This window comes from Streptococcus sp. HSISS2 (assembly GCF_000448665.1).
In the GTDB taxonomy this organism is placed as follows: domain Bacteria; phylum Bacillota; class Bacilli; order Lactobacillales; family Streptococcaceae; genus Streptococcus; species Streptococcus raffinosi.
In genome coordinates, this window is sequence record NZ_CM002133.1 from 1,624,326 (window position 1) to 1,641,403 (window position 17,078).

The window sequence follows — 17,078 nt, forward strand, 5'->3', positions numbered from 1 at the left end:
CCAACTTCTATTTCGTTTTAAACGTTACGAGCAAGTTTCTCTCTTCTTCAGTTGTTTCTGGATTTAAAATGAGATTATAGATATTGTTTAAGATATCTTCAATTTGGATATTATCACTTTTTGTCAACTAGAACACTCCCTAAATAGATCCTGCTTTTCTCAAGGTAAACATTTGATTTATACTATCATCGAATTCGGAAAGAAATGCTATCTTGGTGAGCACACCTATTTTCTTTTTTTGAAATAGATTCTACGCTTTTCTGAAAGCACTGTCAAGACTATTTCGAAAAAAATCGAAATAAGGATACAAAAAAGACCGTTTTCACGATCTTTCTTCTTGAGAATTTTCCCTCATTCTCGGCTGTGTGTTCTCTGGTCAGTCACATGAGCTCCTACTGCTTATCTTTCTGGGACATATTCGCCAGTGTTAGCATCGTAATAACGGCGTTGACCGTTAACTGTGACGTAGGCACCTTTAACTTGACGACCTGATTGATCAAAGTAAAGGTGTTGGCCATTGATGACTTGTTCGCCTGTTACGGCATAACCATCTGCTCCGAAGTAAGCCCAGACGTTAGGCTCGATTTGAGCAAAGCGGTTGGTTACAGGTTGACCGTCGTTTTCGTCATAGTACTTGTAACGACTGCCGACCTTAATGGCCTTGCCTTTGTATTGGATACCATTTTCGTCAAAGTAGTATTCCTTGCCATTGATAGTCCACTTGCCTTTAAGGGCTTGGCCATCAGTATTGAAGTAAGACCATTGGTTTGGTGCAATCTCAGCAAAGCTGCTTGTGACAAGAGCTCCACTGTGGGCATCATAGTAATAAGTCTTACCATCTTCGACAACAGTTTTCCCCTTAACTTGGATACCATTTTTATCAAAGTACTTAAGGTATCCATGATCAGCACGAACTTGGCCGATAGCCAGTGAACCGTCTTGTTTGAAGTACATCCACTGGTCATCACCAACTTGGAGGTAGCGTCCGCTAGCAAGAATACCTGATTCTGGCTCATAATAATATTTGATGCCATTTTCTTCGATAATTTCACCCTTAGCTTGGCTACCATCTTCCTTGAAGTAATAAAGGTGACCATCAATGTATTGACGTCCTGTAACACGGTTACCTTCTTTATCAAAGTAATTCCAAGCCTTAGTTGCTGGATTATAGACAAAGATGCTGCGTCCGATTTCGCCTGCTGGTGTGATGTAGCGAGCCTTACCATTTTCAAAGATAATAGAATCTGCACGATTGCTGTAGGCCGTACCGACACTACCATCTTGGTTAAAGTAATAAGTCTTACCGTCAATGACACGTGAACCAGTCACAGTGTTACCATCAGCGTCAAAGTAATAACGTTTGCCTGTCCTGCTATCTGTCGCAAAGACATTGCGTCCCATGTCACCTGTTTGGGCAGCATAGTAATGCAACTTGCCATCATCGGTACGGACAATGCGATCCTTGGCCTGAATACCCGTTTCACGGTCAAAATAGAAATGGTGACCACTCCAATGAAGGTTACCCACTACCATTGTTCCTTGAGTCGTAAAGGCACGAACTTGCTGATGTTTGTCATCAAAATCAACAAAGGCATTCTTAATCATGGCACCGTCTAGACCGTAATAGTAAGTATAACCGTTGCTAGCACGACGAAGAGCGTTACGCAATTGGATACCATTGTCAAAGAAATAGTAATCCTTGCTATTGATAGTTTGAATACCCTTAGTCATCTTACCGTCAGCACCGAAGTAATACCAGTTGCCGTCACCGTCTTGAACGAATTCATTTTTGATAACTTGATTATCACGAAGGAAGTAAACATCTTGTCCACGACGTTGGAAGACTTGAGTGCTTGTGATGGCACCCGTGTCACGAAGTGGTGTTGGCAAGAGTTGGCCGTTGGCTGAAGTATTAAAGTACTGATTGGTCTTGTCATCACGAAGAACATAATTGATGCCTCGTCCAAGGATGTTGGTTCCGTTGAAGTACTTAGCAGACCATTTGGTGATCTTTTCATTCGTAGGCAACTGCTTACCATTTGAAATTTGCACACGGTTGAAAATAGATGGGTACTTAGCTTTAAGCTCATCAAGGAAGGTACCACCGTACTTGCCTTGATAGTCTGTGCCATCTGTACGGGTATTGGCCACATAGGCTTGGTCCACAATTTGATAACCTTGTTGATGATAACCGTAGCCGTTAACACGCGTGGCATTCACCACTTCCTTACCTGGAAGGTTATAGATTTGGTCTGGCACCCAGTCAGCAATGGCCTGAATACCATCTTTGTGGAGGGCACGAAGGACGTTAAGGAGGTCTTCAAGTGAGCCATACTTGTTATTTTGACTCAAGGCCATGTCATAACGGTCATCAAAGGCATAACCATTGTCAATCGTTGAATCGAGGAAGGTACCATCTTTACTTGAAACGTACTGTGGTGGAAGTCCAACAGATGTAACACCCCAAGCTTTGAGCAAGTCAGTGTTCTTAGCCAAGACACGGTTCATGTAGAGTTCTGGCTGATCGTCCGCAAAAGCTTGGAAGTTTGAGAAAGCTTCATACATGACTTGCGAATCAAGGGCTGCTGAAGACTTGTAAACTTGACCATCGCTATTGGCACGGTTACTTGGCTGTGTACGTGCGTCTTGGTTAGCCTTAGCCCCGACTGGTACCCAGACACCGAGGTAACCTGATACTTGCACATTTTCCACACCAAAAATATCATTGGTATTGAAGGTCAAGTTCCCATTCCAGTCGGTACGTTTAAGAAGGTTTGAAGGTACATCAGAATCGTTGAGGTAGGTTGCTATACCATCCTTAGTCGTCAAAAGCAATGGACGGTAAAGCTGATTACGGTGGGCTCTACCCATATTCATCGTTACAGTTTCATTGCTACCCAATCGGAAATCATAGTTATTGGTCATGATGACACCCATCCCTTGCGTACGGGTTTCAGCAGTTCCCCAATCAGTTCTGTTATTGGCACCTTTCCCATAACGAACTGATGTCAAGAGGCCGTCATTTCCGACTTTCTTCACTTCCATGTCTTGACCACCAGCTACATACTTGATACGGGCACGCAAGAGGGTGTCGATGGCATCAAAGTAAGGCGTCTTCTTGGCCATGTAGTGACCATCCTCACGGTAGAGGTCACCGTAATAAACACGTGTTATAGAGTCCTTGTTGGTCAACATGAGGGCATAGACAGATGGCAAGTTGTATGACGCATAAGTCTTGTGAGCTGTATTGATATCCGCATTGTAAATCTCGAAGGCTTTCTTGATTTCATCACGGGTGAAATTGTAGCCAAACAGATTTGGATTGATACGATCACGGATGATACGTTGGATAATGGTTTGGGCTTCAGTATCGTGGGCACGGGTGAAAATATAGTTAGCCATACGCTCACCATTTTTATCGTTGGCACCACGTGGATTCAAACTACTGTTGATGAAGGCAGTCATGTCCCCAAGCTGCATACGTGTATTTTTATCACGCATCAAAAGGTTGGTAAGAGCATTACGAAGGGCATTATCAATCGGCAGTTGTGCCCCCTTAGTGTCCTTGTTGTAATATGGGTCGTTGGCAGACCAGGCTTCCAAGTATGACAAGTGTTTGATCGCATTGGCTTCAGACTTGTCAACACCATAGGCTGCTTTGAAGTAATCTGAAGCGATTTGGAGAAGGTCAGCATCCACATTGTCCAAGGCATCGACACGCAAACCGTCAAAGTTGGCTGTTGGGTCGTTGGCCATGATGCTTCCGATATTCATCATAAAGTGGAGCCAGTTAAGTTGCTCCGCCTGAACAGCTGGGTTTGAGTTATCAATATCGTTGGCAAGCAAGAACTCAAGACCACCGATAGAATTGTCCTTGAAGTACTTACGTGTCCCACTCTGGTTTGTCGGTGTGCGGTTAAGCAAACGATAATCAGAGTTGGCGTAGCTAGTACGGTTACCAGTATCACCCTTACTATTGTTAAAGAGCAACTGTCCGCCTTGCAAGTGGTCGTATGAACTATTTTCAGTGCTACTATTCCAACCTGGCTGAGTCTTGATGAACTGATCAATACTTGTACGCAACCAGTTGGTATTGCCTTCACGAGCGATACGTTCTTCAATCTTAGTCTGAACCGCTTTAGCAGCTTGGTCTAGACTTTCCTGGCTAGAGTTGGTTGAAAATGAGCCTGCACCAAGACCTTGATTTTGCATGTAGTTAAGGTAGTTAACCTGAGTTGACTTGTCAGGCCACCAAACCATCAAGAGTGGACGTTTGTCAGCCTCAGTTGAAGCCGTCCAAGTCTTACCATCCTTGAGAATGCTCTTTGGACGGTACCAAGCATCCGCTGTGATGAAGGTATCGAGCTGGTCCAACGATTTATCATCGTTTTTGTAGAGCTGGTTTCCAGATGAAAAATCGACGGTTGCCTTGATTGGTTCTGTTGAAAATTCATCCTGTGACTTAGTCGCAAGAGCCCCTGTTTCAGCATCAAAGTAATAAGACTTACCATCTTGCTCAAAGACAAAGTTCTTACGCACACTACCGTCACTATTGACATAGTATTGTTTGCCGTTAATCCATTGGATACCAGTCGATGTGTTGGTGTTGGCTTCACGAGTTTCTGCCAAGGCACGACGACTACGTGTACGAGCTTCTGTATTTGCCGTATCAGTTGTTGCTGCACGGTCTGTAGTGGCTGTTGTAGTATTGTTAGTTGTATCTGTAGTTGTAGCACTCGTATCAGTTGCAGCTGGTTGCACATTTGTACTTGGTGCTGCTTGACCTGAGTTGGTGTCAACTGTTGCTGCGTTTGTGGTAGGTGCTGCTGCTCTATCTGTGGTAGCTGTTGTCGTGCTAGTGGTATCTGCAACAGGGATGTTGACACTAGCAGTATTAGCGTCTGCTGAGATAGTTGGTGCTACCGTAGTTGCTGCATCATTAGTTGTGGCAGGTGTCTCTTGAAGCAAATCCTGACTGCTATCACCCGACTGATTCGCAGGATTTTGCTCATCGGCCTGAACCTGTTGGTCTTCCAACAAAGTGCCACCAGCAACGGTAACCATTGAGAGTGCTGTTACCCCAATCGTTACCCAATTCTTCTTCACTTTATGCAGTTTAAAGCGTACTTCTTGTTCCATAATATATAACCTTTTTCCCTTATAATATTTCTATCATAAGCTATTTGACAAGGGAATACAATTACACAACTATAATGTCAGCTTAATGTAGGCACCTTTCTTTTCTCAGAAAGGTGGTCTAAATGAGGTAACTCCTAAACTAGAGATGACATAACTAACGATAATCATTAGGCTAGGGACTTTTTAACAACTCCTCCCAAGCCTACAAAATTAATGTAAATTTAAATAAAAAAACCTTCATTTCTAAGATGAAATAAAGGATTTGGCTAGAGATACTGACATATAACTGTGAAAACCTGCGTGATCAACTCATTCGAAGGTCATGGCGCTTTCCATGTTTGGTAGCCCGCAAAACTCTTGGCTGGTATTTTTACACAAGTTGTTTTATCTGTGACATTAAGTTCCATAACACCCTTACTCTTTAATCAAAAATAGCTGAGTCTTTCTGAGAATTATAGCCCGTTTTCAGCCGGTTATAATAGGATAGTTCAGTATTCCTTGGTCGGTTTCAGAACTTTCAACGTAAGCCAAAGTCATCTTATTTTAACGAGTAATTTTAAATTTTCCTTTTAATTAGAGACAAGGGTAGCACATCTCAACTTATTATCTTTTTCGAAGAAATTTTTATTTTTGAACACTTTATATTTTATATTGTGTGAAATATAAAAGGTCTTTTATCAAAAAATAAGAAAGTTTTCTTTTCGTGAAATTCTTTGCTCTAATCTAACCATGATAACGATTACACACCTCATCTTACAACCTGCTAAGAACGTACCTACCTCAAATATATAGGGGTGTAAGTATTGAGAAAAATAGGAGAAATAATGAAACCCAAATTATCTTTTAAAGATCTTATTCAAAAACTTGAGGATAAAAATATATCTCCTGGTAGCTATACTGAAGATCAAATTGAAAACTATCTCAAAACTAGAAGTTACTATTATAAAATTTCTAGTTATAGAAAAAATTTCCCTAAACTTCCTCAAGGGGGATATGATAAGTTAACATTTGATCATCTCGTTGCCACTGCTAAATTAGATGTACGTTTGAGAGAATATCTACTCATGCTTTGTTTAGACATTGAACATGCAACAAGAACTAACCTTATGAGAATCCTAACTGATGATGATAACGAGGATGGCTATACAATTGTTAAAGAGTTTCAAGATAAATTCCCTAAAAAGTTCAATGAGGTACTGTCACATTTTAGAAGCAGTAAATATCGATTAGACATGTTTCGTAAAAAAACACAAATTTCATCTTGGGTCCTTATGGAAATTATTGATTTTGGAACGTTAGTCCAATTTTTAGAGTTCTATATTGAATCTAGAACCCCTAAATACGAGAAACTTTATGCTAAGGAACACAGATTCATTAAGAACATCCGTAACTCTTGTGCTCATAATGATGTATTTTTAATCAATCTATTTTTAAAAGAGGATATGATTCCAAGACCTTATCCATCTACCAAATCATTTTCAAATACAATGGGTATCAATAACGGATTAGTTAAGTATCCCAAAATTATTGATTTAGTTAATTTGTTTTATATACACTCAAAAATTTGCTCCGACGAACTTAATCAGAGACGGTATAAAGAGGGAACTGAAGTATTAAACAGATATTATGAGAATAGTGAGATGATAAATCATTCAACATCTTTAAAAAAATTCTTTGAATCAATTTTCAAAAAATCAGTTGACTTTTTGGATAAAACATAATACTATTGATATGAGGAAACAAGGTAAAACCTTGGCTCGCATTTTATATCGGGTTATTGAAAAAAGTCAGCGGTCTTTGCTGGCTTTTTTCTATTTCTCCTGATGTATAAACTGTTATACCGCTAAAAAGAGCTACTGCTATCACCTTATTCGCCAAGAAAAATCAAAAGCCAGCAACTGCTGGCTTTGAATTATTTAATAATCTAGAGATTTGATAGGAAAAATTAATAATTGAAATTGGAAAGGGAAAAAGTTCTCTAGATTCTTAAATCATATTAATATTAACGACCACGTCGCAATTCGCCAGTTCTGGCATCACAAAAGAGACGTTTACCACCAACATAAACATGGCGACCTTTCACTTGACGACCTGAAGCGTCAAAATAAAGGTGTTTACCATTGACAACCTGTTGTCCTGTCACTGCTTGACCAGCTGCGTTGAAATAATACCAGCAACCACGTGTCACTTCGACAAGACGGTTGGCAACCTTCTCACCTGTGTGGGCATCAAAGTAACATTTCTTACCATTGATAGTAAGCACTTTACCTTTAACTTGCGCACCATTGTTACCAAAGTAATAAACCTTATCGTTAATGGTTTGAAGGCCTGTTACCTTGTAGCCTTGTTGGTTGAGGTAAGCCCATTGGTTAGCTGCCATTTGGATAAACTGGTTGATGGCTGCTTCACCAGTAACAGCGTCATAATAACGCCCTTCAGCCCAGCCACCTTTTAGCTGACTGTGATCTTTGTTGAAATAATACTGTTTGCCATCAATCACTTTTGCTCCTTGAACGAGATTTCCTGAAGCATCAGCATAATACCAGTTGTTATTTTCAAAGATAAAGCGTGACACAGCCATTTCACCCGTTTGAGCAGAAATGTAGTAACTTGTGCTTCCTTGATTCACCAATTGACCTTTGATTTGACGGCCTTCTGCATCAAAACAGTATTCCTTACCATTAATGATACGCTTCCCTGTCACAGCATATCCATGTTCATCTAGGTAGTACCAAGCTTGGTTTTCTTTGTTTTGAACAAAGGTATTAACCGCCATGTAACCAGTATCTGGAATGAAGTAGCGGATATGACCGTCAGCAAAACGAATAAATTTGTCTTTAGCTTGGATACCTGTTTGCGTGTCAAAGTAGAAGGTCACACCAGACATTTCAACGAGGCCAGTTGCCATATGTCCATAGCAATCAAAGTAGCGGACATCTTTGCGGTAGCCTGCAAAATCGTAGAAACCATTAATGGCTTTGACACCATTTTTATCATAGTAATAAGTGTAGCCGTCGCCACCTTTAAGAAGATAGTCACGAGCTTGAAGACCGTTATCTAGGAAGTAATAAGTCTTACCATCGATAACGTGTTCACCTTTCACTTTTTGGCCGTTTTGGTCAAAATAATACCATTGATTTTCACCTACACGGACAAATGATGACTTGTGAGTGTTTGAATCTACACTTGGTTTTATCTCACCTGAGATGATTTGATAGCCTGAATTATTTTGTTTGTTTCCTTGTGTAATGATAGTGACATTCGGTGTTGAACCATTTGAATTTGTCACTGACACATTAGGAATCAATTTATTTGAATTTGAAATAATGGTTACATTTGGAGTCGTTCCAGAAGCTGTAATCGTGATTGTTGTGTTACGACGACCATTTAAATTAATGGCATTCAAATCAGGCCAATTCGTCGTAAATGCTGCAAATCCACTAGCATCAGATGATGAAGACCATGATGATGAAGACGAGTAAGAATACCATGCAGAACTTGATGAGCTTGAAGAACTTGACGAACTAACACTCACTGACGCAGAACTGCTACCTGATTGATAACCTGAACCAGGTGTTGTTGTATTAGAGGTCTGTGTTTCAGTGACTTGTGCACCTTGTGAAGCCTGTGAAGTACCTGAAGACACACTTCCTTGACCAGTACTTACTACCTCTCCACCACTAGTTGCTCCAGCACCCATAACAGACGCTGATAAGCCTTCTGTTGAATAAGATGATGACGCCTCGTATCTTGCAGTCATTTGACTTCCAGAGTTTGATGGCACCGCTGACACGTAAGTAGCATCTTCTGTTAAGGTTGGCGTATAGCTTTGATTAACCAGTGATGCACTTGATTCAATACCAGCATCTGATTGTTCATAACCGCCCTTATTAGGAACTGGCACTTCATCTGCCTTTGCAGATTGATCTGTCAAAAAGGCACCACCTGCTAAAGCAACCATTGACAGAGTACTGACTCCGATAGTCACCCAATTTTTCTTAACCTTGTGTAGTTTAAATCCAACTTTCTTTTCCATAACATACACCTTTCTATGCTTTTTCCATTTAATACCTAATATGATAAGCCATATCAATAGCGAATACAATTACAGTAGCATAACCCTAATCTCATAAGACTAACCTTCTAGTCATATTTCTCACGAAAAAGCAAGATAAAGCTATATAACCAATACCTTTTTATCTTAGAAAGCTCTTTTTTTAAAATCTCTTATTTTTTGTTAAATAACAAAGAAAGCCTCGCTTTCATCTGTTTTCAATCCTCATACATTAGAGCGAATGAGCATCCTTTGTAACTAAAGTAAGCCCTATATGGCGAATATTTTACGTAAACCTTATTATTTGCTTACACTATATTGATAATTTTAGAAAATAAAAAACAAGCCAAACAACTTGCGTCAACGCTTAAAAGCTTGTCTAACATGACTTTTGACGCTTTTAGAAACCTATTTGAAAATATTTTTTCTCTCTCACAATCAGAAGTAGCAAAAAACTCTAAGTAACTTAGAAATATACTTAGAGTTTTTTACTAAATATTTACTACAGTGATAGATACCACTACTAATCAGGAAACGAGTGCCCATCCTGTCGCCAAAATCTATTTCTCCTTCATCTTCAAATTATAAGTTGTATTAGTCATTATTTTTTTCCTCCAGACTACCTATAATCCCTTCTGTATGCCGATATTCCAGTTGATTTTGATAAAACCAAATTGGTAAGAAATAATCACCATCTGATAATACATCATTATCTGATAATAAATCATTATCTGCTTTAACAGCCATGGTAACCTCTTCGTCCTTATTTAAGTGTAAGAATTCATTAATATCCTTATCCTTGATACCATATTCTATTTCACCATCTCCTGTCTCCCAATTATAAGATTTTGAAATCACTTTTAGTTTAGAAAAGACTTTTCTATTCAATGTTAGCTTTTGAAATAAAAATTCCTTATAAGGCAGTAACTCATCTGAGTAATTTGAGCTCTCCGTACTTAACTTCCCATCTGGAGAATAAACAAGATTGACACGTTCAACCTCAGTACCTTCTTTACTTAATGAAACATATCCCTCTATACGCTTATTCTTAGGTTTTCCATATAACATAACACTATTTTACGATATATGTAAATCTTATCTTGGTCATACGAATCACTCACACGAACGGTAAATCCTTTGGGAAAGGTATCAAACAACTCATATAAATTCTTAGTAGGGTACACTTTCTCCGCTGCAGGGCCTATTTTACTCTCAAGTTTTCCCCTATAATTTATCATTAGTCCACAGCCAGTGAGGATGACTAAAGATAATAGCGTTGCAAGAGCTAGTCTAAATTTTTTCAAAATCTATTTCTCCTTTATCTTCAAGTTATAAACAATTTTCATGTCTGGGCTACCCTTGTCGCTTTTTTCTACTCCCTTTATACTTCCAGCTTTCAATAATCTTTCAAAATTCCTATCAGTCAGGCTATCTTTTTTCCATTTCGCCTTGTCTGGTAAGGTCTGACAGTCAGAAACATCAATTTCTGTACCATTAGCTGAGTTATCTAAATAAATAATCTCACTTTTACTGCTAGGGTGAAATTCAAGTGCATAGAGACCTCTTAACGTTCCATAAGCACCATTTATACTGTCATTTAACAAAGTCCGATTTCCATGATTATCCGTGATAATGGGATAAACATAAAGTCCAGAATCGCCATAATTGTATATATCGGTAAATTCTACCTTGCTGACACCTGAATAATTCTCCTTGATATAAACAGCTATCTGCTCTTCCAAAAGTCTGAAACCATGTTTGTACAAACGGTGTTCTGCATACCTATCTCCTAAAAAAAGAGAAAAAACTATTGGAATGATAAATAGTGCAATAAACAACATCACTACTATATTTCGATTTCGTTTCGAATTCATCTTCACAGGCTCAATCCTCCCTTTCTTTTAACTCTGGATAGTTTTTATCTGTTAACGCCATTTACTATAACTACCTCGTTTAATTTCTGTGTTATAAACTACTTTAACACCTAAGCTACCTTTATCTGATGATTTGACATCAACCAATTTCCCATTCTTAACTAAATATTGTATGGTTGTATCTAACATATCATAACTTTCTAACTTAGCTTTCTGGGGTAGTTTATCATCATTTGATACGTCCACGACCTCATCACTATCGTATTTATCTAATTCAATGACTTGACTACCATCAATACCGTCAAAATCCATCGTTAATCCATTTGCTGTACCAAAAGGTATGTTCCCGTCTTCATCTACAACTGCTCTATTGCCATGTTCATCAGAAATAGCAAAAACAACATTCAGCGTATGCATACTATAGCCGTCTCCACCATCTTCATAAATAGGTGAAAACTCAATCTTACTCACACCCTCATAGTGTTCTTTGATATAGGTAGCCAGTTGCTCTTCTAAAAGTCTAAAACCATGTTTATACAAAGCGTGCTCTTTAGCTATTTGTTTTTGTTGTTCTTGTTTGTGTCCCATATAAATGCTTCCTCCTAAAATAGCGATAACTAGTGTGATAAACAACACCACTACTATATTTCGTTTCGAATTCTTCTTCACAGGCTCAGTCCTCACTTTCTTGTAAATCTGACAACTTTATACATTACAGATACAACATTTTCACTCAATACCCCATCAACATCAAGGAAAACTGAAAAGTATTTACAAAATATTCTGAATAAAAACTATAATTTCCATTATAACATGGATAGAGCGCTTTCTTTTGATTATGAGAGCAACAAAATTATTAGGATTTGGGGATAAGAAAAGGAAGTCGACCAACTGTCAACTTCCTTTTTACCTATTTTTGATAAATTATTTTCTACTTTAAGGAAACTTTAGGGTTTCGTTTATATACTATAACCGTCCTAAAACTTTTCTTTTTCATAATCTCCTAAATCCAGGGCATAGGTCCTGGATTTTTTGTGTGGAAGAGTAATCATATGAAGAGTTTAGCATTATAGTTTGTCTTGTTTGACCTGAGCCACCATCTCTAGAAAATAGGCATGGACCCTTGTGTCACCTGTTAATTCTGGATGAAATGAGGTGACAAGCATATTTTTTTCCTTGGCTGCCACGATGGCTCCCTTGACCTGAGATAAAACTTCAACTTCTGGTCCAACGGTTTCAATGATTGGTCCACGAATAAAGACCATGGGAATCTCACCAATTCCCTTAAAGTCAGCATTTGTGACAAAACTGCCCAGCTGACGACCATAGGCATTGCGTGCGACACTGATGTCCATACTTGCCAAATGTTTTGTTTGGTCGCCTACTATGGTTTTGGCCAACAAAATCAGACCTGCACAGGTACCAAAAACAGGTAAGCCTTTCTCGATTTTCGCCTTAATCGGCTCAAACAAGTCTAAATCATGCAAGAGTTTGCCCATGACTGTCGACTCTCCACCCGGTAGGATGAGCCCGTCTAAGTCAAAGTGAGTTTCCCAATCTTGCCGATTTCTGATTTGCACCGTTTGGACACTAAGGGAATTTAAAACCTGCTCATGTTCCGCAAAAGCACCTTGAAGAGCCAGTATTCCGATTTTTGTCATCTATTTTCCTCGCTCTGCCATCAAGATTTCTATTTCATCCTTATTGATACCAACCATGGCTTCACCCAAATCTTCTGACACTTGTGCCAAAATATCAGGACGATCAAAGTTAGTCACTGCCTTGACAATGGCTTCCGCACGTTTTTTGGGATCTCCTGACTTGAAAATACCAGAGCCAACAAAGACACCTTCAGCACCCAACTGCATCATAAGCGCAGCATCCGCTGGTGTCGCTACACCACCAGCCGCAAAATTGACAACTGGCAACTTGCCATGTTCATGGACATAACGGACCAAGTCAATTGGTACCTGTAAGTCTTTGGCAGTAATGTAGAGTTCATCATCTCTGAGATTTTGAATGCGACGAATCTCTTGATTCATGAGTCGTAAGTGGTGAACTGCTTGGACAATATCACCTGTACCCGGTTCACCTTTGGTACGAATCATTGATGCCCCTTCAGAAATACGACGAAGGGCTTCACCGAGGTCCTTGGCTCCGCAGACGAAAGGCACATCAAACTTGGTTTTATCCACATGAATAAGGTCATCGGCAGGCGTCAATACCTCACTCTCATCGATATAATCAATCTCAATCGCTTGCAAAATCTGTGCTTCCACAAAATGACCGATACGTACCTTGGCCATAACTGGAATACTGACAGCGTCCTGAATTTCCTTAATCATCTTAGGATCACTCATACGTGACACACCACCAACCGCACGAATATCAGCTGGAATACGTTCCAAGGCCATAACCGCAGCTGCTCCAGCTGCTTCTGCAATACGTGCTTGCTCAGGATTTTGAACGTCCATGATGACGCCTCCCTTAAGCATCTGTGCCAAATTTTTATTTAAGTCGTAACGATTTGTCATAGCAATCACCTCATATGTTTTTATGACCCTTATTTTACACAGGATAACTTTTGAAGAAAAGTAGCTCTTTCACAAACTGTATGGGGACAATTTAAGCATCTATTGTCAGAATGGACAGAATAATCACTAAATTAGAAGGCTTGCTTCTATAGGTTTTACTGCTTTTTTAGTAAATGAATACAGGTTATGACATCTTAGTTTATAGACCATAATCTTTACTAAATTTTTTAGTTAGCTAACAGCAACTTTCTTTGTAAATCACAAAAATACTCATCTTCTACTTTAAGAAAACTTTAGGCTTTGCTTTATATACTATAACCATCCTAAAACTTTTCTTTTTCATAATCTCCTAAATTCAGGGCTCAGGTCCTGGATTTTTTTTGCGTTTAAGAACCATTGGAGGAAAAAACTGTGAAAAATTTTCCCAATAAAGAGTTGTGTAAGCCTTTTCTTATTTTAGGCTAAATGTCTTAAATTCTATTGAAACACGATTAAATTAAGTTATAATAGGATTTAGGAAAAGGAGGAAAATTATGAAAGTACATTCTAATTTTGCTGGACAACCATCCAAAAAACGTCTACTTGCATTTTCATGTGCAACTGCCCTTGCAAGTTTTGCCATCATAGCAAGACCTGCCTTTGCTGAGGAAGCTAAAGCTGATAGCTCACCAAACCTTGACACGACTGCTGCTACAACTGCCAATGTGGAAACGACAGCAGACCTTGTCGAAGCAAAAGTTGTCGAAGCACCAGCTGCTACTGAAAATACCGCCAACACTGAAAGCACTACAATTGTCTCAGAGCAAGCCACAACTTCTACAGCAAGCTCTGAAACTACCAGTGAAATAGCTTCAACAACTACTAGCCAAGCTCCTGCAGAATCAGCCAAAGCTCAAACACGTGAAGCTGTAACTACAGACCGAGCTGCTAGTGAGACTGCTACATCTACAGAAACTTCGAACAGTGAAACAAATGTCACTGGTGGTCATTACTACAGCGATAAGCATGGATACTGGCATTACAAAGATGCTAGCGGTAAAGATCTAACTGGACCACAAACCATCGATGGCGTTAAGGTCTACTTCAATCAAGGCGGCGTTCAGGTTAAAGGGGACTTTGACTGGGACGGTCACTATTATGACAGAGACTCTGGTGCTCTTGTTACTAATAAATTCGTTGAAAATTATGGTAGAACCTATTACGTTGATGAAAATGGTAACAAGGCAATTGGTTCCAAAGAAATTGATGGAGCGTGGCATTATTTTGATCAGTATGGTGAACAAGTTGAGGATAGGTTTGCTCCTAATGGCCGTTATTATGACAAATATGGTAAACAAGTAGATTTTGGTACTAACCGCTATTTCGAATTAAACGGGGAATGGTACTATGCTGGAAATGATGGTGCTATTTTAAAGGGACCACAAACCATCGATGGCGTTAAGGTTTACTTCAATCAAGGCGGTGTTCAAGTTAAAGGTTATTTTGTCAGAGATGAGGGAGATAATAAATCTCGATACTACGATAAGGATTCTGGCGCTCTTGCCACCAATCAATATGTTATCGCTTACAATCCTTACAAACATCGAAATGAACGTTATTATGTTAACGACCAAGGAATTCGGTTAACCGGTCCTCAAACAATTGACGGTAAACAAGTCTACTTCGATAAATACGAGGGAAGCCAGATTTTCGACAATTTTGGTGATGATGGTTACTTTTACGATCAAGACGGTATTCGTGTCAACCTTGGTACAAATCGTTATGTTCAGGTCAAAGGAAATTGGTACTACGTCGGTAACGATGGAAAGATCTTGAAAGGTGAACAAACTATTGATGGTGCTCATGTCTACTTTAACTACAACGGTATCCAAGTTAAGGGAGATTTTGACTATTACAATCAATTTCACGATAAAGACTCTGGAAATCTAGTTACTAATCGTTTCGTAACAGTTAAAGACAAAACCTACTTTATCGGATCCGATAGCAAGGCCATCAAAGGAGCAACAGTCATTGACAACACTGAATACTTCTTTGATGAGAAAACTGGAGCCCAAGTCAAAGGAAATTTCGCTACTAACGATAAATATTATGATGGAATCACTGGTGGTCTCGTAACCAATAGTTATGTCCAAGTCGACAAGGACTGGTACTACGTAGGCAATGACGGTAAACGGCTTAAAGGTTCTCAAACCATTAACAATGTTCCTGTATACTTTGACCCTTATGATGGTAAACAAGCCAAAGGTGTCTTTGGCGATGATGGCTACTTCTACGACAAAGATTCTGGTGCTAAAATAGACCTTGGTACCAATCGCTACGTTTACATCAACGACAACTGGTACTACCTTAATGGAGAAGGAAAAATCCTTAAAGGCGATCAAACCATTGACGGGGTACAGGTTCACTTTGATCCATATTATGGCAATCAAATTAAAGGAGAATTTACTGATAGTAATGGGTATGCGGTTAAAGCAAACTCCTACACTAGCCCAGTTAAATTCTACGGTAAAGATTCCGGCGCTCTTGTAAAAAATCAATACTTCAATAATAATGGTAAATGGTACTATGCAGATGCACAAGGGAACATCCTAACAGGCCCACAAACCATTGATGGGGTACACGTTTACTTTGACTCTTATGGAGTTCAAGCTAAAGATACTGTTCTTGATGGTTACTACTACGATAAAGATAGTGGCGCAAGGAAAGAACTCCCTCGTGATCAGTTTATTAAGATTGGTAAGGATTTATACTACCTTAGCAGTAATGGACGAACTGGGGAAATAACTATTGATGGTAAGGATTACTATATTGAGCAAAACGGAAGGGTCCTTCGTGGTTCCTTTAACGTATATCAAGAGCCACCTTACTATGATGACGAAACTGGCGAAGCTGTGAAAAAAACTGGTTTTGTTAAATCTGATGGCCGTTGGTACTATATAGAGGAAGACGGCAAAAAAGCTAAAGGTCTTAAAGAAATTGATGGGAAATTATATTACTTCTCTAACAATCCAATGAACAAATACGAAACGCACGACCAGGCTAGAGGAGAAATTATAAGACCTAAATTTTACATTTCATTCCCAAATAGAGCAGAAAACAACCCAACTTACTACTTTGACACTGAAACTGGAGCTGCGGTAACTAACCAATTCATCTATGCAGATGGACACTGGTACTACTTCGGTAAGGATGGTAAGGCTCTCCTCTTCGATCAAGTCATCAATGGTCAACATCTCTACTTTGATTATGAAGGTAAGCAAGTGAAGGGCGATTTCGTAACAGACTACAAGGGAACTCGTTATTACGATGAAAACTCTGGTGAGCTCGTCACCAACCAAACACGTACCATCAATGGTGTGACTTATCACTTTGATGAAAATGGACGTGCGAAGCAAGTGTAAAACAGGTCATAAAATTGACTCATATTAATCTCATGAGTTATTCAAACTAAAAAAACAACCAAAAAGAGCACACAAC

Annotated in this window: 10 protein-coding genes; 2 read left to right on the top strand and 8 right to left on the bottom strand. The window is 39.2% G+C overall.

Annotated elements, in window-relative coordinates:
* Positions 1-7 precede the first annotated feature (7 nt).
* Both HSISS2_RS07230 and HSISS2_RS07235 read right to left on the bottom strand, forming a co-directional pair.
* Positions 8-127 carry a bacteriocin immunity protein gene (locus HSISS2_RS07230; RefSeq protein WP_021146108.1) on the bottom strand — a complete coding sequence of 40 codons (120 nt, stop codon included), beginning with the start codon at positions 125-127 and terminating at the stop codon, positions 8-10.
* Positions 128-399: 272 nt separating this feature from the next.
* Entirely contained in the window at positions 400-5,139 is a 4,740-nt protein-coding gene (locus tag HSISS2_RS07235) for a glycoside hydrolase family 70 protein (RefSeq protein ID WP_021146109.1), read from the bottom strand.
* Between the two features lie 824 nt (positions 5,140-5,963).
* Here HSISS2_RS07235 and HSISS2_RS07240 point away from each other — a divergent pair.
* Positions 5,964-6,860 (top strand): Abi family protein, encoded by an 897-nt coding sequence (locus HSISS2_RS07240; RefSeq protein WP_021146110.1) that lies wholly within the window; start codon positions 5,964-5,966, stop codon positions 6,858-6,860.
* 281 nt (positions 6,861-7,141) lie between these two features.
* Here HSISS2_RS07240 and HSISS2_RS07245 read toward each other — a convergent pair whose 3' ends face one another.
* The 6 genes from HSISS2_RS07245 to pdxS form a co-directional block, all read right to left on the bottom strand.
* Positions 7,142-9,175: a KxYKxGKxW signal peptide domain-containing protein gene (locus tag HSISS2_RS07245; protein WP_021146111.1), complete on the bottom strand. Its 2,034-nt coding sequence runs from the start codon at positions 9,173-9,175 to the stop codon at positions 7,142-7,144.
* A 612-nt stretch (positions 9,176-9,787) separates the two neighbouring features.
* Positions 9,788-10,261, bottom strand: a complete 474-nt coding sequence (locus tag HSISS2_RS07250; protein ID WP_021146112.1) for a hypothetical protein — start codon at positions 10,259-10,261, stop codon at positions 9,788-9,790.
* 239 nt (positions 10,262-10,500) lie between these two features.
* Positions 10,501-11,034 carry a hypothetical protein gene (locus HSISS2_RS07260; RefSeq protein WP_231087392.1) on the bottom strand — a complete coding sequence of 178 codons (534 nt, stop codon included), beginning with the start codon at positions 11,032-11,034 and terminating at the stop codon, positions 10,501-10,503.
* 84 nt (positions 11,035-11,118) lie between these two features.
* Positions 11,119-11,655 (bottom strand): hypothetical protein, encoded by a 537-nt coding sequence (locus HSISS2_RS07265; RefSeq protein ID WP_021146114.1) that lies wholly within the window; start codon positions 11,653-11,655, stop codon positions 11,119-11,121.
* 479 nt (positions 11,656-12,134) lie between these two features.
* Complete coding sequence (gene pdxT, locus HSISS2_RS07270) at positions 12,135-12,728, bottom strand: pyridoxal 5'-phosphate synthase glutaminase subunit PdxT (RefSeq protein ID WP_021146115.1); 594 nt, start codon at positions 12,726-12,728, stop codon at positions 12,135-12,137.
* A complete protein-coding gene (gene pdxS, locus HSISS2_RS07275) occupies positions 12,729-13,601 on the bottom strand; it encodes a pyridoxal 5'-phosphate synthase lyase subunit PdxS (RefSeq protein ID WP_021146116.1) in 873 nt (290 codons plus the stop codon).
* A 533-nt stretch (positions 13,602-14,134) separates the two neighbouring features.
* On the opposite strand from pdxS, the gene HSISS2_RS07280 reads away from it, so the two are divergent.
* Positions 14,135-17,002, top strand: a complete 2,868-nt coding sequence (locus HSISS2_RS07280) for an N-acetylmuramoyl-L-alanine amidase family protein (RefSeq protein ID WP_021146117.1) — start codon at positions 14,135-14,137, stop codon at positions 17,000-17,002.
* Positions 17,003-17,078: the final 76 nt, after the last annotated feature.